General features: G+C 38.8%; 23 protein-coding genes. 12 read left to right on the forward strand and 11 right to left on the reverse strand.

Going from position 1 to position 25,811, the window contains the following annotated elements; genetic code table 11:
* Positions 1–47: 47 nt before the first annotated feature.
* Positions 48–875 carry an alpha/beta fold hydrolase gene (locus tag ACSBRB_RS05145; RefSeq protein WP_435031890.1) on the reverse strand — a complete coding sequence of 276 codons (828 nt, stop codon included), beginning with the start codon at positions 873–875 and terminating at the stop codon, positions 48–50.
* 268 nt (positions 876–1,143) lie between these two features.
* Positions 1,144–1,350, reverse strand: a complete 207-nt coding sequence (locus ACSBRB_RS05150; RefSeq protein WP_059107977.1) for a hypothetical protein — start codon at positions 1,348–1,350, stop codon at positions 1,144–1,146.
* Positions 1,351–1,526: 176 nt separating this feature from the next.
* Here ACSBRB_RS05150 and ACSBRB_RS05155 point away from each other — a divergent pair, with 176 nt between their 5' ends.
* Together ACSBRB_RS05155 and trpB are read left to right on the forward strand one after the other, a co-directional pair.
* Positions 1,527–2,096, forward strand: coding sequence for a sugar O-acetyltransferase (locus ACSBRB_RS05155; protein ID WP_059107978.1), 570 nt, complete (start codon positions 1,527–1,529; stop codon positions 2,094–2,096).
* A 671-nt stretch (positions 2,097–2,767) separates the two neighbouring features.
* Positions 2,768–3,979: a tryptophan synthase subunit beta gene (gene trpB, locus ACSBRB_RS05160; RefSeq protein ID WP_239206993.1), complete on the forward strand. Its 1,212-nt coding sequence runs from the start codon at positions 2,768–2,770 to the stop codon at positions 3,977–3,979.
* A gap of 262 nt (positions 3,980–4,241) precedes the next feature.
* Here the strand turns inward: trpB and ACSBRB_RS05165 are convergent, their stop codons facing one another.
* The 5 genes from ACSBRB_RS05165 to ACSBRB_RS05185 all read right to left on the reverse strand — a co-directional run bounded on the left by ACSBRB_RS05165 (position 4,242) and on the right by ACSBRB_RS05185 (position 8,713).
* On the reverse strand, positions 4,242–4,757 hold the full coding sequence (locus ACSBRB_RS05165; RefSeq protein WP_435031891.1) for an LPXTG cell wall anchor domain-containing protein: 516 nt from the start codon (positions 4,755–4,757) through the stop codon (positions 4,242–4,244).
* Positions 4,758–5,368: 611 nt separating this feature from the next.
* Positions 5,369–5,575: a hypothetical protein gene (locus ACSBRB_RS05170; RefSeq protein ID WP_435031892.1), complete on the reverse strand. Its 207-nt coding sequence runs from the start codon at positions 5,573–5,575 to the stop codon at positions 5,369–5,371.
* A gap of 64 nt (positions 5,576–5,639) precedes the next feature.
* Positions 5,640–5,837, reverse strand: a complete 198-nt coding sequence (locus ACSBRB_RS05175; protein ID WP_435031893.1) for a YSIRK-type signal peptide-containing protein — start codon at positions 5,835–5,837, stop codon at positions 5,640–5,642.
* 413 nt (positions 5,838–6,250) lie between these two features.
* On the reverse strand, positions 6,251–6,985 hold the full coding sequence (locus ACSBRB_RS05180; RefSeq protein WP_435031894.1) for a trypsin-like serine peptidase: 735 nt from the start codon (positions 6,983–6,985) through the stop codon (positions 6,251–6,253).
* A 408-nt stretch (positions 6,986–7,393) separates the two neighbouring features.
* Positions 7,394–8,713: a putative glycoside hydrolase gene (locus ACSBRB_RS05185; RefSeq protein ID WP_059107982.1), complete on the reverse strand. Its 1,320-nt coding sequence runs from the start codon at positions 8,711–8,713 to the stop codon at positions 7,394–7,396.
* Between the two features lie 457 nt (positions 8,714–9,170).
* Here ACSBRB_RS05185 and pruA point away from each other — a divergent pair, with 457 nt between their 5' ends.
* From pruA to ACSBRB_RS05205, 4 genes are all read left to right on the forward strand, one after another.
* A complete protein-coding gene (gene pruA / locus ACSBRB_RS05190) occupies positions 9,171–10,715 on the forward strand; it encodes an L-glutamate gamma-semialdehyde dehydrogenase (RefSeq protein WP_435031895.1) in 1,545 nt (514 codons plus the stop codon).
* Between the two features lie 209 nt (positions 10,716–10,924).
* Positions 10,925–11,392, forward strand: a complete 468-nt coding sequence (locus tag ACSBRB_RS05195; RefSeq protein WP_059107984.1) for a hypothetical protein — start codon at positions 10,925–10,927, stop codon at positions 11,390–11,392.
* Positions 11,393–11,437: 45 nt separating this feature from the next.
* The gene (locus tag ACSBRB_RS05200; protein WP_059107985.1) at positions 11,438–11,956 is read left to right on the forward strand and encodes a methylated-DNA--[protein]-cysteine S-methyltransferase; all 519 of its coding nucleotides are present in this window, start codon (positions 11,438–11,440) and stop codon (positions 11,954–11,956) included.
* A 90-nt stretch (positions 11,957–12,046) separates the two neighbouring features.
* Complete coding sequence (locus ACSBRB_RS05205; protein ID WP_435031896.1) at positions 12,047–13,630, forward strand: BCCT family transporter; 1,584 nt, start codon at positions 12,047–12,049, stop codon at positions 13,628–13,630.
* Positions 13,631–13,849: 219 nt separating this feature from the next.
* On the opposite strand, the gene ACSBRB_RS05210 is transcribed toward ACSBRB_RS05205, so the two are convergent.
* Positions 13,850–15,019 (reverse strand): hydroxymethylglutaryl-CoA synthase, encoded by a 1,170-nt coding sequence (locus ACSBRB_RS05210; RefSeq protein ID WP_059107987.1) that lies wholly within the window; start codon positions 15,017–15,019, stop codon positions 13,850–13,852.
* A 108-nt stretch (positions 15,020–15,127) separates the two neighbouring features.
* Between ACSBRB_RS05210 and ACSBRB_RS05215 the strand changes: the two genes are divergently transcribed.
* Positions 15,128–16,279, forward strand: coding sequence for a thiolase family protein (locus ACSBRB_RS05215; protein WP_435031897.1), 1,152 nt, complete (start codon positions 15,128–15,130; stop codon positions 16,277–16,279).
* Between the two features lie 3 nt (positions 16,280–16,282).
* Positions 16,283–17,557: a hydroxymethylglutaryl-CoA reductase, degradative gene (locus tag ACSBRB_RS05220; protein WP_150888091.1), complete on the forward strand. Its 1,275-nt coding sequence runs from the start codon at positions 16,283–16,285 to the stop codon at positions 17,555–17,557.
* A gap of 191 nt (positions 17,558–17,748) precedes the next feature.
* Here the strand turns inward: ACSBRB_RS05220 and ACSBRB_RS05225 are convergent, their stop codons facing one another.
* Positions 17,749–18,174 (reverse strand): CHAP domain-containing protein, encoded by a 426-nt coding sequence (locus tag ACSBRB_RS05225; protein WP_059107990.1) that lies wholly within the window; start codon positions 18,172–18,174, stop codon positions 17,749–17,751.
* A 315-nt stretch (positions 18,175–18,489) separates the two neighbouring features.
* Between ACSBRB_RS05225 and nhaC the strand changes: the two genes are divergently transcribed.
* The gene (nhaC, locus tag ACSBRB_RS05230) at positions 18,490–19,917 is read left to right on the forward strand and encodes a Na+/H+ antiporter NhaC (RefSeq protein WP_203070629.1); all 1,428 of its coding nucleotides are present in this window, start codon (positions 18,490–18,492) and stop codon (positions 19,915–19,917) included.
* A gap of 276 nt (positions 19,918–20,193) precedes the next feature.
* Here nhaC and ACSBRB_RS05235 read toward each other — a convergent pair whose 3' ends face one another.
* Positions 20,194–20,412, reverse strand: coding sequence for a YozE family protein (locus tag ACSBRB_RS05235; protein ID WP_325967183.1), 219 nt, complete (start codon positions 20,410–20,412; stop codon positions 20,194–20,196).
* 387 nt (positions 20,413–20,799) lie between these two features.
* Here ACSBRB_RS05235 and cidR point away from each other — a divergent pair, with 387 nt between their 5' ends.
* Both cidR and ACSBRB_RS05245 read left to right on the forward strand, forming a co-directional pair.
* A complete protein-coding gene (gene cidR / locus ACSBRB_RS05240) occupies positions 20,800–21,675 on the forward strand; it encodes a cidABC operon transcriptional activator CidR (protein ID WP_059107992.1) in 876 nt (291 codons plus the stop codon).
* 315 nt (positions 21,676–21,990) lie between these two features.
* Positions 21,991–23,733, forward strand: coding sequence for a pyruvate oxidase (locus tag ACSBRB_RS05245; protein ID WP_059107993.1), 1,743 nt, complete (start codon positions 21,991–21,993; stop codon positions 23,731–23,733).
* Positions 23,734–23,863: 130 nt separating this feature from the next.
* Here the strand turns inward: ACSBRB_RS05245 and ACSBRB_RS05250 are convergent, their stop codons facing one another.
* The gene (locus tag ACSBRB_RS05250; RefSeq protein ID WP_169791264.1) at positions 23,864–24,019 is read right to left on the reverse strand and encodes a hypothetical protein; all 156 of its coding nucleotides are present in this window, start codon (positions 24,017–24,019) and stop codon (positions 23,864–23,866) included.
* A gap of 348 nt (positions 24,020–24,367) precedes the next feature.
* Between ACSBRB_RS05250 and ACSBRB_RS05255 the strand changes: the two genes are divergently transcribed.
* Positions 24,368–25,759, forward strand: coding sequence for a YfcC family protein (locus ACSBRB_RS05255; RefSeq protein WP_435031898.1), 1,392 nt, complete (start codon positions 24,368–24,370; stop codon positions 25,757–25,759).
* Positions 25,760–25,811: the final 52 nt, after the last annotated feature.

A 25,811-nucleotide genomic window follows, 5' to 3' on the forward strand; every position in this document is an offset into this window, starting at 1 on the left:
TTGATAGGAAAATAAATGTCGTTATCGCGTAGTGGTATTCTAGATCTTTAGCTATGTTTTTTTAAAAAATCGAGGATAGGTGGGACGATTTCATCCACTTGATAAAGTGGTAACCAGTGTTCAGCATCTTCAATTGTAATGTCATCAAAATCATTTTTTACATATTCTTTAGACGTATCCACTTGTTCAGTTGTGAGAGATGGGTCACTGTCACCTGCAATGGCAAGTACTGGACGAGTGATTTCGTCTACAGATTTCATGATGTCGTCATTGTAATCTGGGTTTAAGTTCGCTCTGTAAATGTTAAAACCAGCAGTGAGTCTGCCATCTCTACTTAAATCAGGGATCCAGTTTGTTTCACATTCATCTGCAACGAAGAAATTTCTGAATAATGACCAACCATCGGCTGTGAATAGGTTTTCAGCGAGTTCTTCATTAAGAATTAAAATCACGTACCAAGAACTGAGTAGTTGACTGAAACCACTATTTAAGAAAGCTTTTGGATGGCCGACACTTAAAGCTGTAAATGATTTTACATATTCTGGATGGTTATATGTAAAGTACCAACTTACGACTGAACCCCAATCATGGCCGATGACATGTGTTTCTTCAACTTCTAGATGTTTTAATAAACCGACGATGATATTTGAAATGTTATCGAGACGAGATGCTTTGACGTCATTTGGAATGGCACTTTCACCAAAGCCAGGTAAATCAAACGCAATGACTTGATAACCTTCACTTACAAGTTTAGGTGCGACTTCACGCCAAAGTTTTGTAGAATCCGGGAATCCGTGAATCAGTAGCACACTTTCTTCATTGTCTTCACCGCTTACTTCGACATTGATATCTAGACCTTCTAAATTCACTATCATAAACTCACCTCATTTATTTAATCTTAAATATTTTTCAACAATTACTATTATATTATTCCCGAATGTAGGTGAATTACACGTTATTTTAGGATTAAATATAACGAGACATATTAAAATGGGTAAGTTGAGTGTAAAAAGTGTTGAGATGATTGAACTGAAAATCGGTTTTGACATTGCGGTTCAGTTCGAATCATCTTTGACAAAGGGCTCACCTTTAAATGAAAAATGTCTTTATTAGTTCTCATTACGATAAACTGTATTTGAGCGATTAGAAGAAATCAGCTGGTAACAGTTCATCTGTATCTTTAATCTTGGAGAGGTTTGGATTGAGATCTTTCACCTCTGCAACATCATGACGTTGCGTAAACTCATCATACATTTGACTGAAATGTTGGGTTAAATCATGGTCTTCAAACGTTTTGACAATACCTAAGACGATTAACACCACGAAAATACCTTTAAGAATGCCTTTCATATAAGAAGCTCCTTTCGTGATCTTGTTGATATTTCTATCGTATATTGAATGAAGTTAGATTGCATGAGGCCTAGGGAGAAATCTCCTCTCGTACTTTAGTTGTAATCGACTTAAATTCATTTTGTGCCGAAATAGTTTAAAATAAAAGTAAACAGTGCGATGAGGAGGGAAAAGCTATGACAGAATGGCAAAAGATGATTCATGGCGAATGGTACCAAGCAGCTGGAGATCCTGCATTACAACAGGCTAGACATAAAGCAAAAGATCTTTGCTTCGAATACAATCAAACCAAGCCGAGTCATACTTCAAAACGGAATGAGATCCTGGCACGTTTGTTCGGAGATGAACCCAAAGATTTAGAGCTATTGGCACCGTTTCAAGTAGACTATGGTAGTAATATCTCAATTGGGGAGGGTGTGTTTATCAATCATGATTGTTATTTCATGGATTGTGCACCGATTACGATTGGAAACCACGTATTGATTGGGCCGAGATGTGGGCTTTATACTGCACATCATCCACTCAATCCATCGAAACGTCGGGCAGGGATTGAACAAGCGAGAGCTATCACCATTCACGATGATGTGTGGTTAGGTGCGAATGTTGTAGTCGTACCAGGCGTGACGATTGGAAAAGGTGCGGTTATAGGTGCTGGGAGTGTGGTCACGAAAGATGTTCCAGACTTTTCGTTAGCAGTCGGCGTACCCGCACAAGTCGTTCAATCACTCGAAGAAGATGAGGATTAGAAAATTCTCAAAAAAGAGTTTGACAATTAGGATAATTCTTTATATACTAACAACTATAAATCTTAGAAGATAGTAGTAGCACATGATTGATGTAGTTTCAGAAAGCTAATGGGTGATGCAAATTAGCACATGATTATGTGTGAATTGGGCTTTTAAGGCGAGTTGAATATACAAAAGTGAACAAGATTTGTTAACTAAGGTGGCACCACGGTAACGCGTCCTTATTGCAGCGCGTAATTGTGGTGTTTTTTAGTGCTTGATATTAAAGTAGTGTATACCGTTTGTAGCAAGCAGAAAGTCAGTGGTTGATGTGAACTGATACAAGGTATGGATGAATTGGGATATCTCGGAGACAATTGAATAATAAGAGTGAGTTTTTAACTAAGTCAAGGTGGTACCGCGCGGAAGCGTCCTGTGTTTGCAGAGCGTTTTCGCGTGGTTTCTTTGTATAAAGGAATTAATTTTGACAGTAGTGGAGGTGGTTAAAATGTGAACGACGAGAATTTTGAGTAAAGTTATGAAATGTATTCAGATTAAAGAGCATACCACATCTTGAGTATCGACAACTTAGAGTGATCTATACATACGCAGTGAGACATCAGATGAGAAAGAGATATTTTTGTAAAAAATATCTAAAAATTCAAATAATTTAAATTGAAAGGATGATTGACATGGTTAAAGATATTATTTTGGAACCAACTGAAGACGGGTTTTATGGAGAATACGGGGGTCAATTTATACCTGATGTATTGAAACCAGCGATTACCGAACTTAATGAGGCGTATCAAAAATTTAAAAACGATCCAGATTTTCATGACGAATTAAATTATTATTTAAAAAATTATGTGGGTAGAGAATCGCCATTAACGTATGCTGCACGTTTAACTGAAAAACTGGGTGGCGCAAAAATTTACCTTAAAAGAGAGGACTTAAATCATACGGGTGCCCATAAAATTAATAACACGTTAGGCCAAGCGCTCATTGCAAAACGGATGGGTAAGAAGAAAATGGTAGCTGAAACAGGGGCAGGTCAACACGGGGTTGCATGTGCAACTGTAGCAGCACTCTTCGATATGGAAATGACGGTCTTCATGGGTGCAGAAGACATGAAGAGACAAGCGCTTAACGTGTATAGAATGGAATTACTAGGGGCGAAAGTCGTTGCAGTAGAAGAAGGGCAAGCGACATTAACAGATGCAGTGGATGAAGCACTCAAATATTATGCGGAACATACAGAAGATACACATTATTTACTAGGCTCAGCATTAGGACCGCATCCATTCCCACAAATGGTGAGAGATTTCCAAAGTGTGATTGGTAAAGAAATCAAGACACAAATTCAAGAACAAGAAGGACGTTTACCAGATGCAGTTGTCGCATGTATCGGTGGAGGTTCTAACGCAATCGGTACATTCTATCCATTTGTCGAAGATGAAGACGTTAAATTGTACGGGGTAGAAGCAGCTGGAGAAGGTTATGAGACAGATCGCCACTCTCTTGCGATTAATAAAGGTGAGACAGGTATTCTTCACGGCACGAAAATGAAACTCATTAAAGATGAAGCAGGCGAAGTATTATTACCATATTCAATTTCTGCAGGATTAGATTATCCAGGGGCAGGGCCAGAACACTGTTACTATGATGATATAGGTAGAGCAGAATATCCTTCAGCGACAGACGAACAAGCGTTAGAAGCATTGATTACATTGAGTAAGTTAGAAGGGATTATCCCAGCATTAGAAAGTGCACATGCGATCAGTTACGTACTAGAATTAGCACCTAAGATGGACAAAGACCAAATCATTGTCGCAACTGTATCAGGCCGAGGTGATAAAGATATGGAAACGTTGAGAAACTATGAAAAGAATAAAAAAGGTAAATGAAAGTCGATTGAAATAATCAATATAATAAGAAGAGATTGATATGACTAACCGTTGAGTTAGACATGTGAATCTCTTTTTTATATGTTGAGGGAGAAAAATGAGTTGTAGTATAAAAAATACGCCCCTCAAAGGTCAGTGAAAACCTTTGAAGGGCGTCTATCACATGTTTAATATGATATGCATTTGAGCAGTTAGTTTAAAGGGTGAGTGTATGTTTTATAATTTGTTTGACTAACCGATCTTGTTAAGACTTTATAAGAGATTATTTGTTTTCTTGTTTACGACGAGTACCAAGAAGTAAAGCGCCAAGTCCTAATGCTAAAGTACCGAATACTGTAGTACCGATAACTGATCCTTCTTGACCAGTTTCAGGTAATTCTTTGGCTTCGTTGTCAGCTTTGGCAGAATCTTGTGCATTTGATGTTGCTTCGCCATTAGTGTTTTGACCATTTTCGCTTACTGCAACACCATTTTCACCGTTATTAGCACCTTCTACATTTCCGCTGTTGGTAGGAGCTTGACCATTGTTACCATTGTTGCCATCGTTTTCGTTATTGCCTGCAACTACGCCGTTACCACCTTGTTGGCCGTTACCGCCTTGTTGGTCGTTACCGCCTTGTTCGTTATCACCAGGATTGTTTTGACCAGGTTTGTTAGGATCATCTGGATCTTGGCCAGGTTTGTTTGGATCATCTGGATCTTGACCAGGTTTGTTAGGATCATCTGGATCTTGAGGATAAGGTGGTTGATCATCTACTGGTGCTGTGCCTACACCCATACCGTCACCAGGAAGATGTGGACCATCAATAGGATTACCAGGAGCAGGTGGTTCTGGAACAGGATCAGGTTCATTTTCTTTAGGAGTTAAATCTTTAGCGATTACACCATCAATGAGATTTGGATCGAATTCTGAACCTATAGCTACATCTTGACCATCATCATATAAATCTTGATTCCAACTTGAACCTTCACCTACAGTTGGACCTTCAATAGAAGGATCATAATAACCTCCACTTTCAAGTTGGTGAATTAGTTCTTCAACTGCTTTAATTTGTTCACCAAGTTCGTTTAAATCTGGAAGGCTGTTGATTTCACCTTCAACTGCTTGTAAGTCAGCAGCAAGTGCCTCTAAATCAGGTAATTGATTAATTGAATTTTGAACGTCTTGAGCATCACCGCCAAGTGCGTTTAAGTCAGGAAGTTGTTCGATTTGACCTTGAACTTGTTGTAATTGACCAGCAAGTGCTTCTAAGTCAGGAAGTTGAGCAATTTGAGCTTGAACATCTTGGATTTGTCCTGTGAGCGCATTTAAATCAGGAAGTTGGCTAATTTGTCCTTGAACATTTTGAGCTTCGCCTTGAACTTGTTCTAATTGACCACCAAATGCTTCTAAGTCAGGAAGTTGATTAATTTGTTCTTGAACAGCTTCAGCTTGGCCTTGAACGTCTTGAGCTTGACCTTGAGTAGCTTCAGCTTGTTGTTGAGTAGCTTCAGCTTGGCCTTGAACATCTTGAGCTTGACCTTGGACAGCTTCAGCTTGGCCTTGAACTTCTTCAAGTTGATCTTGTACAGCAGAAGTTTGAGCAGCAACTTCATCGAATTGATCTTGAACTTCGCTAGTTTGACCAGCAACTTCGTCTAAGTTAGGAAGTTGATCAGCTTAAACTTGAACATCTTGAGCTTGGCCTTGAACGGCTTCAGCTTGATTTTGAACGTTTTGAGCTTGACTGTCTAAGTTTTCTTCAGCAGCTTGTGCATCGTTGTTAACACCTAAAGCAACTAATACACCTAATGAAACAGAGGCAACGCCAACGCTAAGTTTTCTAATTCCGTAGTTACGTTTAAAATTCTTATCCATAAATTAAAACCCCTCTTTTTTTTAAAATTAAAAACATCGTCCACCTATTATTAAAACGCTTTAGTAATCTTTTTGCAACAATAATTAATAAATTTTACAAAATTCATACTTTGTATTTACAAAATAGAAATAGGTCTTTTGCTATTTTTAAAAGTAAATAACAATTTTAAATGTGTTTCTTGATAGTTGTAAAAAATAATGTTGTAATACGCCTAATGACTATAATTTATATGCTTTACCAATATAAATAAAAAGTGATATTTTAAGGGCATATTTGGGGGAGATTAATAACCAAAATTGATTGTGAATAAAAATTGAGCTATATAAAATTTAAAATTTAAATGCATATGAAAATAAAATTTTGTGACCAGTAATAAAAAACAGCCCCCTTTTTTAATGGGACTGTTTTCACCTTATTCCATGTGATTGCGGATGGTTTTCTTAAGTTTACCTTGGATAGATTCTCCGCCCGCAAGTTCTGCTTTGCCATATTTATCGGTAACATTACCGTCAAGGTTGTAACCGTATGTACGAAGGGCAAAGACTTCGCCGCCGTTATTGATTATGGGTGAACCTGAATTTCCTGAACGGAAGAAATCTTTGGTCATCAATTCTGATTGGTTACTGGAATGTTGTAAATAGCACAGATGATATTTATAAGGTTTTGTATTATCTCCACTGAGTTTTGGATAACCCACAGAATAAAGTTTGTTTCTATATTTTAAGTTTTTGATTTTTTTATCACTTGCTAATTTAAGTGGTTTGGCGTTTGCTTTTTTACGCATGTTTTCTTTTGTATTTACCACTGCGATGTCATAAGAAGGGACTTTAGTAATTTTAGTGGCTTGAAATTCATATGGGATTTTTTTACCGTCACGTTTCAATTGGAGTTTGACGTGTTTGGGTTTGGTTTTCTTCTCACTACTATCTTCTACAACATGACTGTTGGTTAGGAAGGTGTGATCATCTATCATAAAGCCAGTACCCATACTGTCTTTACCTTTACCTTTCCAACCGCCGCGATTGCTTACACGACCCACTGCGCAATAGTTTGTCTTTTTATTATATTTAAAGCGTTCCATTGAGATGTTATTATTACTTATTTTACGCGCTTTTTCATAACCTGTGCTTTGGCTCGGTTCGTGCATACCATTGTAATAGTGGCTACCGACTGCTTGTGCTTCATTGTGGTACTGCTAATCCTGTAGCAAGGATACCTGCAGATAAAGTAACACATGTCATCCTTTTTAATGTTTTCAACATCCTTTCTTATTTCGTATACCTATTTCCGTGTCCCCTATACCAATATATATTAAAAAGTCTTTTAAAATTGAGTATGTAGTATCAATGTATTTTAATATAAATAAAAGAAATAACAAAATTAGGTTATCTTAATAATATATGTCTTATAATTTAGTTCGACACGTTTCATTTATAAAAATGAGCGCACAGATAATTTTTTCTTTTATATATAAAGGAAAGTTTTAAAGGTTCACTAATATATGCATAAAAAAAGACAGCACTGCGTGTGCAATGCTGTCTCCATTATTGTCTCATTATTGTTCATTTTCGGCTTGTTCGTTACCACCATCGTTGTTACTATCATCGCTGCTGTTGTCATCACTGTCTGAGTCGCTTTCACTATCGTTGTCGCTGTCTTTATCTTTGGTTTGTTTTTCTGGTGTGTAATCGACACCTTCAGAGTATTCGTTTGATGCATCCCAAAGTAGGAATTCATCGATACCATGATTTTTCAGTGCTTGGATTTGATCTTGAACTTCTTGTGCGTTGTATTCTTTGTATTGACCTTCGCCTAAGTAAGAAGCTGTGAAGTCTTGTAACCAAGGACGTGATTTCGGTTTGTTTTTACCTAAATCATCTAATAGGTCTGTTTCTTTATCTAAATAGTTGTCGACTGTTTTGTATGGTTCTAAGTCTGGTGCATCAAGACCAAAGTCACCTGGGCTCCAGTGTGATGGATAAATCATAGATGAAATCGCATCTACGTTTTTAGCAATTTTGTTGAAGCTTTGACCAATACCTGGTGTTTCTTCAACTGTAGCTGCATAACCGAAGACGTCAGCCGATGTTTGGACATTGTATTTATCTAATTTTTTATTAGCTTGTTCTAAGAATTTAGTAATAGTGTCCACACGTTGATCCGTACTACTCATATCACTATTTTCGTATTTTCCTTTAGAATATTGTAATTCTGAGTCTTGATTTTCAAAACCTTCAGGGAAACGCACATAGTCGAATTGAATATCTTTAAATCCGGCTTTTGCGGCTGCTTCTGCCACATTCATATCATAGTCCCATACTTTTTCTTCAAATGGGTTTAAGAAGCTGTCCCCGCCATCACTTTGCCAAACTTCGCCGTTTTGATCTTTAAATGACCATTCTGGTTTTTCTTCAGATAATTTACTGTCTTTGAATGTTACGACACGAGCAATAGGGTAGATGTCATTTTTTTCCATTTCTTTAATGAGTTTTTTCGCATCGATGGTTTCTACCGTATTTTTCTGAATGAGTTTGTCATCTGTGTGGAAATCAATCGTGATGTTCCCTTCGTCATCTTTAACGTCGATGACCATTGCGTTAAGTTCTGTGTCGTTAATAAAATCTATGAGTTCATCGAAATTGTCGCCAGTCACATTACCAGGCGCAACGTAAATCCCTTTAACGCCATCTTTAGGGTAAGAAATATTACTATACTGTTTGTCTTTATCTTTTTCTTGGTCTTGTTTATCTGATTGTTGAGATGTTGAATTTTTACTATCTTCATCCTTATCTGAGGCATCGTCAGATTGATTGCCGCAACCAGCAAGGACGAGCGAACCGATAAGTAAGGTAGATAAGAGTGGTTTGAACTTCATATATATGCCTCCAAAATATAACGTGATATTGCGTTGAAAAATGCTGAAAAATATAGAAAATACTGTAAAATATGTACTATTTACAGTTTATAGAAGATACTACCTATAGTCAACGAAAGTTCACAAAAGCTTATCACGTTAATTAGCTATATTTATAATAAAAATCACACCGCTTATTTATACAACAAAACAGTAAATAACTATTAAATATAGTTACTATTTAAATAATTTAACAAGGTAAAGGAAAGCGTTTGCAATTAAGTGTTTTTATCTTTAAAATGAAAAATGAAAAGGGGTGGGAAATTCATACCGAAGTTTGAACTACGATTATCGACTGACATCGAATGACTTCGACGAAATGTATCACATGATTTCGCTTAGCCGTCGATGTGAGACACTGTTAACCGTTTTGTTCAAACTTCTTATTTTCACTAATTAAAACATAGGGGGTTATACCATGGTCGTTCACTACACTCATGAACCAGGCATTGATTTTACTGACGCTAAGCAAAACGAATTGTTTCAAACTGAACTTGAAAACGTGGCACAGCAACTTGGTACACGCGTCCCTTTAGTCATTCAAGGCGAACACATTTATACTGATGAGACGTTTCAATCACTTAACCCAGCAGATACATCACAGACTGTTGCACATGTCTCTAAAGCAAATTTGACACATATCGAAAAAGCATTTTCAGCCGCAACGGAAGCCTTTCAAATATGGAAAACATGGTCGCATGAAGACCGTGCACAACTCTTCATTCGGGTAGCTGCACTGATTAGACGTCGTAAAAGTGAGATTGCAGCTATCATGGTTTATGAAGCAGGAAAACCGTGGGACGAAGCAGTCGGTGATGTCGCAGAAGGCATCGATTTTATCGAATATTATGCGCGTTCAATGATGGCATTAGCGAATGGCAAAGAGGTATTAGATAGAAACGGCGAACATAATAAATATTTCTATCAACCCATCGGCCCTGGGGTAACAATCCCGCCGTGGAACTTTCCATTTGCAATTATGACTGGCACCACTGTGGCACCCGTTATTGTAGGGAATACAGTGTTACTAAAACCAGCCGAAGATACGCCGCTTACCGCATTTAAATTAATCGAAATCTTAGAGGAAGCAGGTCTCCCTCAAGGGGTGATTAACTTTGTTCCTGGGGATCCTAAAGAGATTGGAGATGCGCTCGTTGATAGTAAGCATACGCGCTTTATTACTTTCACAGGTTCTCGTGCAACCGGTACACGCATCGTGGAACGCGCAGCCGTAGTTCAAGAAGGACAAGCATTCTTGAAACGCGTCATCGCAGAAATGGGTGGTAAAGATGCGATTATCGTGGATGAAAGTGCTGATACGGACCTAGCTGCTGAAGCGATTGTCACATCAGCATTTGGCTTTTCTGGTCAAAAATGTTCAGCATGTTCTCGCGCTATTGTCCATGAATCTCTGCATGATGAAGTGCTAGATAAAGTGGTCTCACTCACTGAAAATTTAACACTCGGTAATACAGTGAACAATACAGACATGGGCCCTGTGATTAATCAAAAACAATTTGATAAAATTAAACGCTATATCGAGATTGGTAAGGAAGAAGGGCAACTGGTTTATGGTGGAGGTACCGATGACTCAACCGGTTATTTTGTTGAACCTACGATCTTTTCAGAACTACAATCCAAAGACCAGTTGATGCAAGAAGAAATTTTCGGTCCTGTGGTAGGATTTATACGCGCAAAAGACTTTGATGAAATGTTACGAATTGCGAATGATACGGATTACGGTTTAACGGGAGCAGTCATTACGAATAACCGTGGTCATTGGCGCCGAGCAGAAGCAGCGTTCGATGTAGGTAATCTCTATTTAAATAGAGGCTGTACAGCAGCAGTGGTCGGTTATCATCCATTCGGTGGCTTTAAAATGTCAGGTACCGATCAAAAAACAGGTAGCCCAGATTATTTATTAAACTTCTTACATCAAAAAGTGACTTCTGAACAATTTTAATAGCGATAAAAGCATACTTTTTGAAAAGGGGTATCATAAGGCTATATGCAGGCCCTATAGAGATGATTAACAGTGGTGTATCAAAGCTCAAACGTCTTGCTGCATCACTATTTACATATTTTATATAGAAGAGTTCATCACTGAGTGATTGGAACGTATCGTAACAGGGTAAAGGGTATTGATTCTATAATATTGAGAGGAAGATCGTTGTGAAAGCAGATAAGAAAATAGAAGAACTTTTAGAAGACTACAAAAAGCCTTTAAAAAAGGTATTTAAATACAATGAAAAAGATGCTATATCATTCGAAAAAGAAGACAGAGAAAAAGTATTAGGTAAAAACGGTGTGTTTGTTATCTTTGATGAAGAAGATGAACCGGTCTATGTTGGCCAAGCAGGGGGTTATAGCACTGGACACCGACCAACGCAAAAAGATTTATATGAAAAATTAGGTCAATTCAATTTAAAATCTGATGCAAGTACGAACAAATTTAAAAGAGCATTTGCAGAAGATAAAGGGTTAGATCCTGAAGAAGCGAAAGAAATTCGTGCAATTGACTATGAGCTCAATGTACAATTTATAAAAGTAAAAGGCAATCCAACATTTATTAATATTCTTGAATTATTAGCGCTAGAATATGCGAAATCTAAAGACATTGACCTTTATAATTTTAAATAAGACACAACTTACGCGTATGTAATGAAAATAAAATGAGATGATCTAATGCTTTATCAAACGTATTATGACGCACCTATCGGGAGATTGACGCTGACTTCAGACGGTGAAGCGTTAACGGGGCTTTACTTGCCGAATCAAACCAACGAAGATACTGAAGCTGATGCATTCGTAAACCAAGCGTCACTTCCCATATTTCAACAGTCACGCCGCTGGTTAGACCGTTATTTTGCAGGTCAAGAACCTGAAACACACTTACCAGTTAAACCCTCTGGCACCCCGTTTCAAGAACGGGTATGGCGTATCTTACAGGAAATTCCATACGGCACATTATGGACCTATGGTGAAATTGCAAAACGCATTGCTAAAGAAACAGGGAAGGACCGGATGTCAGCTCAAGCAGTAGGTGGTGCAGTCGGTCGTAATCCTATATCCATCGTCATCCCGTGTCATCGTGTGGTCGGGGCCAATGGGAATCTAACTGGTTATGGTGGCGGGATAGACAATAAAATTAAATTATTAACCTATGAACACGTGGACATGCGCGGTTTACATCAACCGCACTAATGGTCCACGTTATTTTTGTAACATTGAATTATTTGACGAGTGTGATATGCTACTTAACGTCTTATTGAATTTTTTGAGGGGGCGTTTCAATTGGCGAAACATCAACGTCAATTTTCTAATGTATTTATATATGCCATCTCTATCGTGGTTGTACTCGTGATTTTAGGGGCAGTATTTCCACAACAATTTGGCAAAGTAGCAGGCATTATTTCAACATGGATTAATGATACATTTGGTTGGTACTATATTTTACTATTTACCGTTATTTTAGCTTTCTGTGTCTTTTTACTATTGAGTCCAATCGGTAAGTTGAAATTAGGTAAACCGACAGATCAACCAGAGTTTAATACACTCTCATGGCTCGCGATGTTATTCAGTGCAGGAATGGGAATCGGGCTTGTATTCTACGGTACTGCAGAGCCGATTTCACATTATCTCGCACCACCGACTGCAGATCCACAAACGAAAGAGGCCATGGGACAAGCCTTTCGTTCAGCCTTTATGGACTTTGGTTTCCACACATGGGCCGTCTACGGGATTGTGGCATTAATCATCGCTTATTCTCAGTTCCGTAGAGGAGAAAATGGTTTAATTTCTAAAACATTGAGACCGATTTTAGGTGATCGTGTCGATGGCTTTTGGGGTGACATTGTCGATACATTATCAGTGTTTGCGACAGTTATTGGTGTCGCGGTTACGCTGGGTGTCGGCGCAATCCAAATCAACGGAGGCCTCAATTACTTATTTGGCATTCCGAACAATGCACTCGTTCAAGGAATTATTATTGCTTTAATTACCATCCTCTTCTTATACAGTGCATGGAGCGGTTTGAGTAAAGGGATTCAATACCTCAGTAACCTCAATATGGTACTTGCGATTATCATACTGCTCGTCATCTTTATTGTTGGACCGACGTTATTAATTCTAAACATGATGAGTACGGGCACAGGTATTTATCTCAATACCTTCTTATTTGAAAGTTTAGACGTGGCACCGTTAAATGAGCAAAAATCGGATTGGTTACAACAATGGACGATCTATTCATGGGGCTGGTGGATGAGCTGGAGTCCGTTCGTCGGTATCTTCATTGCACGTATTTCTAAAGGACGCAGTATCAGAGAATTTATTATCGGCGTTTTAGGTGTACCAGTTGTCTTCAGTATTATCTGGTTTAGTACATTTGGTGCGACAGGTATTAAAACAGGACAAGCACACGAATCTATCTTTAAATTACCGCCAGAAACCCAATTGTTTGGTGTATTTGATCATCTACCATTTGGGTTCTTATTATCTATTATCGCACTTGCGCTTATCGTCAGCTTCTTCGTCACATCAGGTGACTCAGCAGCGTATGTATTAGGTATGCAAACGTCATTCGGCACATTAAATCCTTCAGGTATCGTTAAAGTTGTATGGGGCGTTGCATTTTCAGCGATTGCATACGTGCTCTTATTGGCTGGCGGCGATACAGGACTCAATGCACTGCAATCTGCAGCATTGGTTTCAGCCTTACCCTTTAGCTTTGTTGTCGCTCTGATGATGATCGCATTTTACAAAGATGCGAACCGAGAGCGTAAAGATTTAGGATTAACGATTAAACCAGATCCTAAGCGCTATCAGGAATACGTAGATCACGCTTATGATGAACAACCTCAGCAACATGAAAATAAATAACTCAATAATTGAAGCGGTCAATACTTTGATCGCAGTAAAAATCACCCCTTATCATGATTTTGATAAGGGGTGTACTTTATAGATATGAAAATATGTGCGTCCCAAGCATGTCAAACGCATAAAGAAACTTCATCGATTCGTTTACGCATGTTGAAAAAGGGATGATGTGACCCGCTGAAAAAGTGGTCAATTGTACATTATTTTCAAGTGATTTAACACTTAATTTAAGGTAGAATAATAACGAATGTCGTCTTCGATTTTATCGAGGTAGAAAATGCCTTTTTGCGCACCAGCTAAATCAGTGTCATGATCGAGTTCAAGGTTGTCAAAACGTTTGAAGAATGTTTCATATTCTTCAACAGAAACTTCACGGCGTTGATTTAACATTGTTTGATGTGCTTCAGTATCTAGCATTTCTTCAAAGCCCTCAACGACTTTAGCGCTGAAGAATTCACCCACAGAACCAGAGCCATAGCTGAAGAGGCCTAATGTGTCTCCACCTTGTAAGTGATGGTTTTCAAGGAGTGAAATTAAGCTGAGATATAGAGATCCAGTATAGACATTCCCTACATAACGGTTATAGTAAGTTGCGTTATCGTAACCTTCTGTAAGACGTTCTTTTGTTTCATCATCAATTTCATCTGTTAAAATTGAGTTTAAGGCTTTTCTACCCATTTTAGTGAAAGGTACATGGAAACATAGACTCGCAAAGTCACTGAGTGAGCGGTCATAACGTTTCGCGTATTCGTTCCAACTTTCTTGGAATGAGTGGATGTAGGCATCTTTAGAAAGCGCACCAGCCACGAGTGGATATTTATGGCCAGTTGGTCTCCAGAAATCGTAAACATCTTCAGTAAATGCGACAGAGTCATCTGCTAATTCAAGGATACGTGGTTCATGAGAGATCAACATCGCGATCGCTCCTGCGCCTTGAGTCGGTTCACCACCTGATTGAATTCCATAGCGTGCAGTATCACTAGAGATAACGAGCACTTTTTCTTTCGGTCTTGATTGAAGATAATCTTTAGCAAGGTGAATAGCAGGTGTCGCTGCATAGCAAGCTTCTTTCATTTCGAAGCAACGTGCGAACGGTTGAATACCGAGCAAGTTGTGGATTTGAACGGCTGCAGCTTTTGCAGAATCGATAGCAGATTCAGTGGCTACAATCACCATCGTGATTTGTTCTTTTTCTTCCTCAGTTAAAATATCTTTGGCAGCATTAGCGCCCATCGCTACAATATCTTGGTTAACTGGGCTGACAGCCATTTCAGTTTGGCCGATGCCAATTAAGAATTTATTTGGGTCAACATCTCTTGCTTTGGCTAATTTAGCCATGTCTACATAGAACTGTGGAACGTAAAAATTGAGTTTATCAATACCAATTGACATGATGTATCTTACCTTTCTTTTTATTAGAATAGCACCTGTATCATACCAAAATACAACGAATGTTTACAATAATTTTACAAATTACAATAAAGGAGTTTACTTTTTAATATGAATAAAATAGCAATTGTTAGCGCAAAACGTACACCGATTGGAAGATATAAAGGTAGATTGAGCAATTATTCAGCAGTTGAACTCGGTACACATGCTTTATCTGCTGCTATGGAAGCAATCAACCTCAAACCAGAAGACATTGAAAACGTCATTTTCGGTAATGTTTTACAAGCAGGAAATGGACAAAATACAGCGCGTCAAATTGGTGTCGCAGCAGGATTACCTTACACTACACCAGCCATGACGGTGAACGAAGTTTGTGGCTCTGGGTTGAAAGCAGTTATTTTAGGTCAACAACTCATCCAACTCGGCCAAGCGAAAGTCGTTGCAGTCGGAGGCACAGAAAGTATGACGAATGCGCCTCAATTATTGCTTGATGATAAAGAAACACCCGTGGATAGTCATATGCATGATGGTTTAATGGACGCCTTTAGACAAGAACCCATGGGTGTGACAGCGGAAATGGTCGCTGAAAAATACAGCATTACACGTGAAGCACAAGATGAATTTGCGAACGCCTCTCAACACAAAGCGCATGAAGCAACAGAAGCAGGCAAATTCACCAATGAAATTGTGCCATTAGAAGATGTGAATGGAGAATTAATGAATACGGATGAAGGGATACGTGCTAATAGTAATGTTGAAAAATTAGGCACATTAAAAACCATCTTCAAAGAAAATGGTACCGTGACAGGCGGTAACGCGTCAGGTATCAACGACGGCGCTTCAGCAGTGATTTTAATGGAATTAGATTATGCGAAAGCCCAAGGTTATGACATCTTAGGTGTGCTTGGTGAATACGCAGAAGTGGGCTGTGAACCTGATTATATGGGTTATGCGCCATATTACGCTGTAAGCCAACTATTGGATAAAACCAATCAACAGTTATCAGATATAGATGTTATCGAAATAACTGAAGCATTTGCAGCTCAAAGTTTAGCAGTGAAAAATAATTTGAGTATTCCAGATGATAAATTAAATCTATATGGTGGCGCGATTGCACTCGGTCACCCTATCGGCGCAAGTGGTGCACGTCTTGTTACCACATTGGTTAACATCTTGAACCAAGAGCAACAACAGTCTGGTATTGCGACTTGTTGTATCGGCGGTGGTTTAGGTCTCGCATTACACGTTAAGAAAGGGGAATAATCCATGCAATCATTAGATAAATCATTTCGACATCTTCCACGACGAGAGAAACTGGAGCAACTGGTCTCACATGGCTGGTTATCTGAAGAGACCAAAGCCATTTTGGAAAACAATGCAATAATCGATGAGGATGTCGCAAATAGTCTGATTGAAAATGTCATCACGCAAGGTGCTTTGCCGGTTGGGTTACTACCTCAAATTACGGTTGAAGGTAAAGACTATGTCGTACCGATGATGGTTGAAGAACCTTCTGTTGTAGCAGCTGCCAGTTACGGGGCAAAATTAGTTGGTAAAACAGGCGGCTTCCACGTCGTTTCTAGTGAACGATTGATGATCGGTCAAGTTGTGTTTGACCATGTTGCGGATACAGCTGCGTTAAAACAACAACTCATAGACTTAGCTCCCCAAATTAAACAAATTGCGGATGAAGCTTATCCATCAATCATCGAACGCGGTGGCGGCTACCGTAAAATGGATGTGGATACATTTGAATCTGCACAGTTTGTTTCTTTAAAAGTGTACGTAGATACACAGGATGCCATGGGTGCGAACATGTTGAATACGATATTAGAAGGCATTGCCGCATTTTTAAGCCAAGAGTTGCCAGATAGAGAGATCCTGATGAGTATTCTATCTAATCATGCGACTGCCTCTGTAGTGAGCGTAACCGGTGAAATTGATGTGGCCGATCTAACAAAAGGGGATAAAGACGGTGAAGCAGTCGCTGCGCGTATGGCCCGTGCTTCAGACCTTGCTCAAGTCGATATCCACCGAGCTGCTACACATAATAAAGGTGTAATGAATGGGATTCATGCAGTGGTACTCGCTACAGGTAATGATACGAGAGGTACCGAAGCGAGTGCTCATGCTTATGCTAGTAAAGATGGTCATTATAAAGGGTTAGCCACATGGCATTATGATAGTGAACGTCAAAGACTTATTGGTACGATTGAAGTGCCGATGACGTTAGCTACAGTAGGCGGAGGTACGAAAGTATTACCGATGGCTAAAGCAGCGTTAGAACTCATGCATGTAGAAACAGCGAAAGAGCTAGGTGAAGTGGTCGCTGCAGTCGGCTTAGCACAAAACTTCGCTGCATGTCGTGCGCTTGTGTCTGAAGGTATTCAACAAGGCCATATGAGTTTACAATATAAATCCCTTGCCATTGTTGTGGGTGCGCAAGGTGATGAAATTGCACAAGTAGCGAATGCGTTGAAACAAGAACCACGTGCTAATACAGCCGCAGCTAAGCGTATTCTAGAAGGGTTACGTAACTAACTACTTTATATAAGATGGTGTCTGTGAGTTGTAAAAGACAGACCGGTACACATTTCATTATAAAACCAATATGAAAGAACCACCTTAATGGGGGAAGGGTAACACCATATACATGTAAGTTAGTATGGGCGTCTCTATGCACTCCCGTTAAGGTGGTTTTATTTATGTGAAATGGGTTAAGTTAAGTTGCTTTAATAAATAAAGTGATGTTGTCTTGCGATAGCACGATTGAGAATACGCGTACCATAACCATATGGTCGATTATAATTATATTCTGAGACTTTGATACTTCCGTTTCTATAAACGTGTTCGACGACAGCGACATGGCCATAGCGCCCTTTAGGTGACTGCATCACTGCATGACGAGCTGGCTTTCTTCCTACGCGATAACCTGCACGCTTTGCATTGGCAGTCCAGTGTTTCGCATTGCCCCATTGATTAGAGACAGGTTTACCTAATTGCGCTCTTCGATTAAATACATACCACGCACAACTATTTTTCGAATAGTAATTCACAGCTGCATGGGAAACTTGCGTTTGTTGTAGTGTTTCATATGTAAATGTACCAGATAATAAGACTGTGGTAGCTAAGACGACACGACATAAAAATGACTTCATGAAATAAAGCTCCTCTGTTAAATCGATGGATTCATTTGATCAATAGCATCATACAGGGAAAAGGTGCAGATAACAATATTCGTCATCATTAATACAACGAAATGTAACCCATCTGAAACATTAGCATGCAAATGTCGTCCTATTTTTATTTGGGCGTTAAAATTGTTGCAAAAACGTCCAATTTTAATATCATAAATTCAAAGATAACTAAAATTGTAAATGAAAATAATTTTAAATAAAGTTTAATAAATATGTATACAAATTATTGAAAGCGGTTACACAATTGATTAATATAAAAGAAAAAGGGGTGTTTTCATGAAAGAAGCGCAAAAGAGAAAACCAAAACGGCCACTTGGACTGAAATCCGTATTATTCACGTTGGCCATTATGATTGGAGCGATGCTTTATACCGTCGCCGTCCTTGAAAAAGAACCACATATACCACTTATGATTGGGACAGCAACAGCAATCATCGTAACGATGTATCATGGGTATCGCTTTGAGGAAGTCGAAAAAATGATGTACAAGGGGATTCGGCATGCCTTACCCGCTGTCGTCATCATTATGTTAGTCGGACTCATCATCGGCTCGTGGATTGGTAGCGGTATCGTAGCAACGATGATTTATTATGGACTTCAACTCATCGACCCACGTTACTTTCTAGTGGTCGTCATCATCCTCTGTGGCATAGTATCGTTAGCGATTGGAAGTAGTTGGTCGACGATGGCTACAGTCGGTGTTGCCTCGATGGGGATAGGGATCAGCATGGGGATGTCACCAGGCATGGTTGCAGGAGCAGTCATCTGTGGTGCGTATTTCGGGGATAAAATGAGCCCATTATCTGATACGACCAACCTCGCATCCGGTCTGACAGACGTACCGTTGTTCGAACATATTCAGCACATGCTGTATACGACGATACCAGGGTTAGTGATTGCTTTAGTTTCATTCTTCTTTATCGGTCAGAGTTATGGTAAAAACCATGTCGATACAGGAAAGATAGACAGCATATTAACTGCGATACAGGACAACTTTGTCATCACTCCGTGGCTCCTCATCGTTCCGGTGATTGTCATCGCCCTAGTTATGATGAAAGTACCTGCTGTACCTGCCATCACAGTCGGTATCATCCTCGGTTTCTTCGCTCAGATCTTTGTACAGGGGGGTACGCTCATTGAATCGATGACAGCGCTGCAAACAGGGTACAAGATTGAAACGGACAATGAACTCGTAAATGAGTTATTTAATCGTGGTGGTTTAGAATCGATGTTTTACACGATATCACTGACACTTGTAGCCATGACCTTTGGCGGTGTGCTCGAATATTCAGGTATGCTTGCTGCATTGATTAACGTCATATTGAAGTTTGCGAAAAGTACTGGTACATTAATCGCCTCTGTCATTGTTTCATGTTTCGGTACGAATGTGACATGTTCTGAACAATATATCTCAGTTATTGTTCCTTCACGTATGTATGCTTCAGCTTTTAAAGAAAAGGCGCTCCATCCTAAAAATCTGTCACGTGCTTTAGAAGATGGTGGGACACTAACGAGTGTGTTTGTACCTTGGAATACATGCGGGGTCTTTATCGCATCGACACTAGGGGTATCCGTTGCAGAGTATGCACCATTTGCGATACTTAACTATGTAGTTCCAATTATTTCCATTATCTATGGCTTTATTGGCTTTAAAATTATTAAATTGGATCAAACACCGACAGGCCCAAATACAACATTGTCTTAAAAAGCACATGATAATAGTATGAATATTTGTAATAATGTGAAAAAATAAATGAATCTATCTAGCCTCTCATATCACAAGGCTTAATAATCAAAGGAGTAGCACAGCGATATCTATACTGTGCTACTCCTTTTGTCGTTCTATGATCTATCCAAAGGGTGAAACAGGGGCATATACGCACCCCTTCGATACATGATAGAACACAAAAAATCAAAAGAGAAACAGCCACTCGCCCAAGGACAAGAGACGTTTCCCTTTGAATTTAGAAGTGATGATAACCTACGCTTTTACCGCTGATTGGTTATATGTAGTGAATTGACTAAATAAGTCTATGGCTCGTTTAACTGTACTAACAGCTATATTTTTTTCGATTGAAATATCGTGAAAATATAGCAAAATGAGTCGAGTGTCTGAGACAGATTTAGGGAAGTTGACATCATTGTTAATGTATTGAGCCAATTCACCTAAAGGTGTATCATCACCAACAAAATCTTGCATAAATTCAAAAAAGTCACTATATCGCCTCTATTTCGAGCCACTTGTATTATATCATAAAACAGCTGAATTCGCGTGTTATAAATACACTGAAACCTATTGATATAAGTGATGGGAGCGCTATCTTCTATCACGAAATTGTCTCAATTCCCGACAAATCAGGTCATAATACTCGTAGATATATGAATGAGTATTCATTTATTTTAAATATATAGAGGTGGAATTACCCCTTATATACCCCTATGATATTAATTTAATATTAAGGTGAAATTGAGATGGTTAGGTGACCTCCAAGAGCACTCATTTAACATCGGAGGGTGACATGGGTCATGATTCGTTTTATCATATAAATGAGAGATAGGTTATAGAATGAAGTTGGAGGCAAGTGACGTGGATATTAAACATATGAATTATTTTGTGGAAGTGGTAGATCAAGGCGGTATGACCAATGCATCAAAACACCTCTATATTGCCCAACCTACCATTAGTAAAGCGATTAAGGATCTCGAAGAAGAGCTCGGGATGCCGCTGTTTGATCGCAGTAAACGACAACTCTCCCTAACAGATGCAGGACAAATATTTTACCAAAAAAGTAAAGAAATCTTAGCACTTTATCATAATCTGCCGACTGAAATGAATCACATTCTCGATTTAGAAACAGGGCATATCAGTATAGGATTATCTGCGGTCATGAATATGAATAAATTCATCCAAATCTTAGGTGAATTCCATCAACAATATCCAAAGGTCACATTTAATTTTATCGAAAATGGGGGTAAGACGATCGAAGCGCAACTCGCGAATGATGAAATCGACATCGGAATCACCACCTTACCCGTAGACAAAACGATGTTTCATTCGATGCCGCTTTATCAAGAAGATTTAAGATTGATCTTGCATCAAGAACATCCCTTGGCACAAAAAGATGTTGTTAAAATGGCAGATTTAGAAGATGAGGACTTCATTTTATTCAATGAGAACTTTTACTTAAATGACAAAATTATTGAAGCGGCTAAAAATGCAGGCTTTGTGCCTAAAACCATTTCTAAGATTTCACAATGGAACTTTATCGAAAACTTATTAAATGCTCATCTTGGTGTCAGCATTTTACCAGAGAATATTATTAAGATTTTAGATCATAACTTTGCGAACGTCTATATTGATGATCCAGCGATGCGTTGGGAGCTCGGTGTCATTTGGCGCAAGGATAAATACTTAAGTCATGCGACGAGAAAGTGGATCGATTTCATGAAAGTACGTTTGTAAAACGAGAAAAAGGGCAAAGTATATAAAAAAGCACTTATCCATAGAAAAAAGTAATAGGTGCTATTAAAAATGAATATTTTTATTATAAGTGAGTGTAGCTTAGACTGAAGTATTGTAGTAAATCTATACGGATTTAAAAATGATATAGGGCTTAAAGTGTAGGTCGACAGCAATTGAGGAACGTTTCATATCAATACCAATATGCAAGTCTACGGCTGTGGCTACACAATACAATGACTACTAGTTCAAAGTGAAGGGCGTTTCACGTTAAGTAATCATATCATGGTTAAATTAATGAAAGGGGTTTTTCTGAACATGGCAAAAATTAAAGCAAATGAAGCTCTCGTTAAAGCTTTAAAAGTATGGGATATCGATCATATCTATGGCATCCCTGGTGATTCTATCGATGCTGTAGTCGATAATTTACGTACTGAAAGAGAAAGTATCGACTTCGTCCATGTGCGTCATGAAGAAGTTGCAAGTTTAACTGCAGCAAGTTATACAAAATTAACAGGTAAAATCGGTGTCGCTTTGAGTATCGGTGGCCCTGGTGTGATCCATTTACTTAACGGAATGTACGATGCACAATTAGATGGTGTACCTCAATTGATTTTAGCAGGTCAATCTAACAGTACAGCATTAGGTACAAAAGCATTCCAAGAAACAGATATTAAAAAAATGGTCGACGGTGTTGCAGTATACAGTCACCAAGTGAGTGAAGATGACAAAGATATTTTCGGTATTGTCAATGAAGCCATCCGCACTGCTTATGAGAAAAAAGGTGTTTCTGTCTTAATCTTGCCGAACAACTTATTAACACGCAAAGTGAAAGACACAACAAACACTAAAGTTGACACAGCACCACCAGCACGTGTCACTCCAAAACCACGTGATATTAAAAAAGCAACAAAACTCATTAATAAAAGTAAACGTCCCGTTGTGTTAATCGGTAAAGGTACACAACACGCTAAAGATGAAGTTCGTGAATTTATTGAAGCAGCTAAAATTCCAGCGATCTTCACTTTACCAGCGAAAGGGATCTTACCAGATTCACATCCATACAACTTAGGTAACTTAGGTAAAATTGGTACTAAACCGTCTTACCAAACAATGCAAGAAGCTGACTTACTCATCTTGCTTGGTACAAACTACCCATATGTAGACTACCTACCTAAGAAAAATATCAAAGCCATCCAAATCGATACAAATCCAGAAGTCATCGGTCATCGCTTTGACGTCAACGTAGGTATTGTAGGCGACAGCAAACTCGCACTTCAATTACTTACAGATTCAATTAACTACGTAACTGAACGTGAATTCTTAAATAAATCACTAGAACGTAAAGCGACTTGGGATGCTTGGATGAGAAAAGATAAATCAAATAACAGTAACCCAATCCGTCCAGAACGCTTAATGGATGCGATTAATAAAGCTTCTACAGATGACGCAATTTTCTCTGTAGACGTAGGTACTTCTACAGTTTGGAGTACACGTTACTTAAACCTAACAACAAGTAACAAATTCATCGTTTCTAGTTGGTTAGGAACAATGGGTTGTGCGTTACCAGGTGCACTTGCAGCAAAACGTGCTTACCCTAACCGCCAAGTTATCGGTATCGCAGGTGACGGTGCATTCCAAATGGTAATGCAAGACTTCGCAACTGCAATCCAATATGACTTACCAATGGTCATCTTCGTATTAAACAATGAACAATTATCATTCATTAAATACGAACAACAATCAGCAGGTGAATTAGAATACGCCATCGACTTTACAGATATTGACCTAGCTCAATTTGCTGAAAGCTGTGGTGGTGTAGGTTACAACCTTACAGATTCAAGCAAAATCGACGATGTGGTTGAAGATGCATTAGCTGAAAACAAACCAACTATCGTGAATGTTTACGTCGATTCAACTGCTGCACCACTACCAGGTAAAATCGTTAAAGACGAAGCTTATGGTTATGGTAAATGGGCATATCGTTCAATTACAGAAGATAAAAAATTAGACTACAACGAAATCCCACCATTAACTACAGCAGCAAAACGCTTCTTCTAATTCAGTTGAAGCCAAAAATAAGAGCTATGAGGTCATCATTTGAAGATGACTTCATAGCTCTTTTTGTATGTGAAACGGTGATATTGAATTGGCGAGGTAGCAAGCTGATTTAAAGCTGAAGTGTGGGATGTTATTTCTCTTTATAGAAAATCCCAACATAAACACCGCCGTATGCAGCTGAAAACTTCGTTTCTATAATAGTGATGTACGGATTATCTTCTAAAAAACGATTCACCTTTTTGTCTAAGCCACGAGATGTAGCCGCAGAAAATGAAATAAACTTCATGATAACACCTCCGAACACGATAAAATCAATTTAAAGATAACAATAACTGGGGACAAAGTAAAGATATTGTGACAGCATTATAATATCAAAAAAATATAAATTATAAATAGAATAAATATTGCATTACGAAAATAAATTAAAATAATAGTCGCACAAATGTCGCAATTATCCAATTTTACAGAAAAATATGTATAAAGATTTGAAAAATAGGCTATATACCTAAGATAACGGTTAGGATGTTTTCAACATATCATGGGAAAGATTCGTCATTTCACGTATCCACGTGTTAAGGTGAACAACGTCGTTTGTTTGAATCAAACCTAACCATACATAAAAGAGGGGATATTCATGTCAACAAAGAACAAAGCTAAATTTAAGTTTAAAACACCACACACCTATGCGTTATTGATGTGTATTATTGCAGTATCTGCGATTTTGACATACATCATACCTGCTGGGGAATATGATCGAGAACAACGAGATGGGCAAACTGTCGTCGTGGATGGTTCTTATCATGAGGTGGCACAACAGGGTGCCTCATTTTTAGACATCTTCAGAGCAATACCTGAAGGCTTGTTAAGCGGTGGAGAAATTGTATTCTATATTTTCTTAGTCGGTGGCGCGTTCGGTATTGTGCATCAAACCGGAGCTTTTGAAAATGGCGTCCACAAAGCAATGCGTGCATTGGGCAATATGAAAATATTGATGATTCCGTTAACGATGCTCGTTTTCTCTATCTTGGGTTTCTCGATAGGACTCGCCGAAGAAACCATCATATTTGTACCCATTGGCATTCTTATCGCACGTACATTAGGCTATGATGCGATGACAGGTGCGGCGTTGGTTATCTTAGGTGCTGCGAGTGGTTTTATCGGTGGGATGCTTAATCCGTTCACAGTCGGTGTCGCACAAAAGGTCGCCGAAATACCGATGTTCTCAGGTTGGGAACTGAGATCTGTGATCTACATATTCCTCCTTATTGCGGCAATCAGTTCAGTAATGTGGTATGCTGCTAAAATTAAACGCCATCCTGAGCGAAGTGTCGTTCTAAACTTAGAAAAAGAAGATGCACACCATCAACAAGAGGTGAAACAAGAACGTTTTACGAAAAGACAAATGATCAGTCTCCTCTTCATTATCGCAGCGATTTTACTCAATGTGTATGGAATCTTTTCATATGGTTGGAGCTTTAATCAGATGAGTGCGAACTTCATCCTCGCCGGTCTGCTATCAGGCTTTATCGGAGGTCTTGGTTTTAACGGTACATTCGATGCGATGATTAATGGGATGAAAGAGATCCTTTTTGGTGCGATGATCGTCGGCTTTGCGAAAGGGATTATCGTCATTTTAGAAAACGGGAAAATTATCGATACCCTTGTCCATGGGATGACGACCTTACTCACAGATGTGCCTTCTTACATCGTGATCGTCCTCATGTTTATCTTGCAATTCATGCTTAATTTCTTCATCCCGTCTGGATCAGGACAAGCGTTGACGACGATGCCACTCATGGTTCCTATTTCTGATTTGCTAGATATCAATCGTCAAATCACCGTGCTCGCATTCCAATACGGTGACTCTATCAGTAATGTGCTATTCCCGACTTCAGCCGTGTTAATGGGGGCACTTGCTGTTGCGAAAATTAGTTACATTCAGTGGATTAAATTCGCTTGGAAAATCATTCTCCTATGGGGCATCATTTGTGCCATAGCCATGAACATTGCACGTCTTGTCATTTAAAATGGGAGCACAATATAGACAAAGTCTGAAGTGTATGAAAAAACATACATGC

Source organism: Staphylococcus auricularis (genome assembly GCF_051172115.1).
Lineage (GTDB): Bacteria > Bacillota > Bacilli > Staphylococcales > Staphylococcaceae > Staphylococcus > Staphylococcus auricularis_A.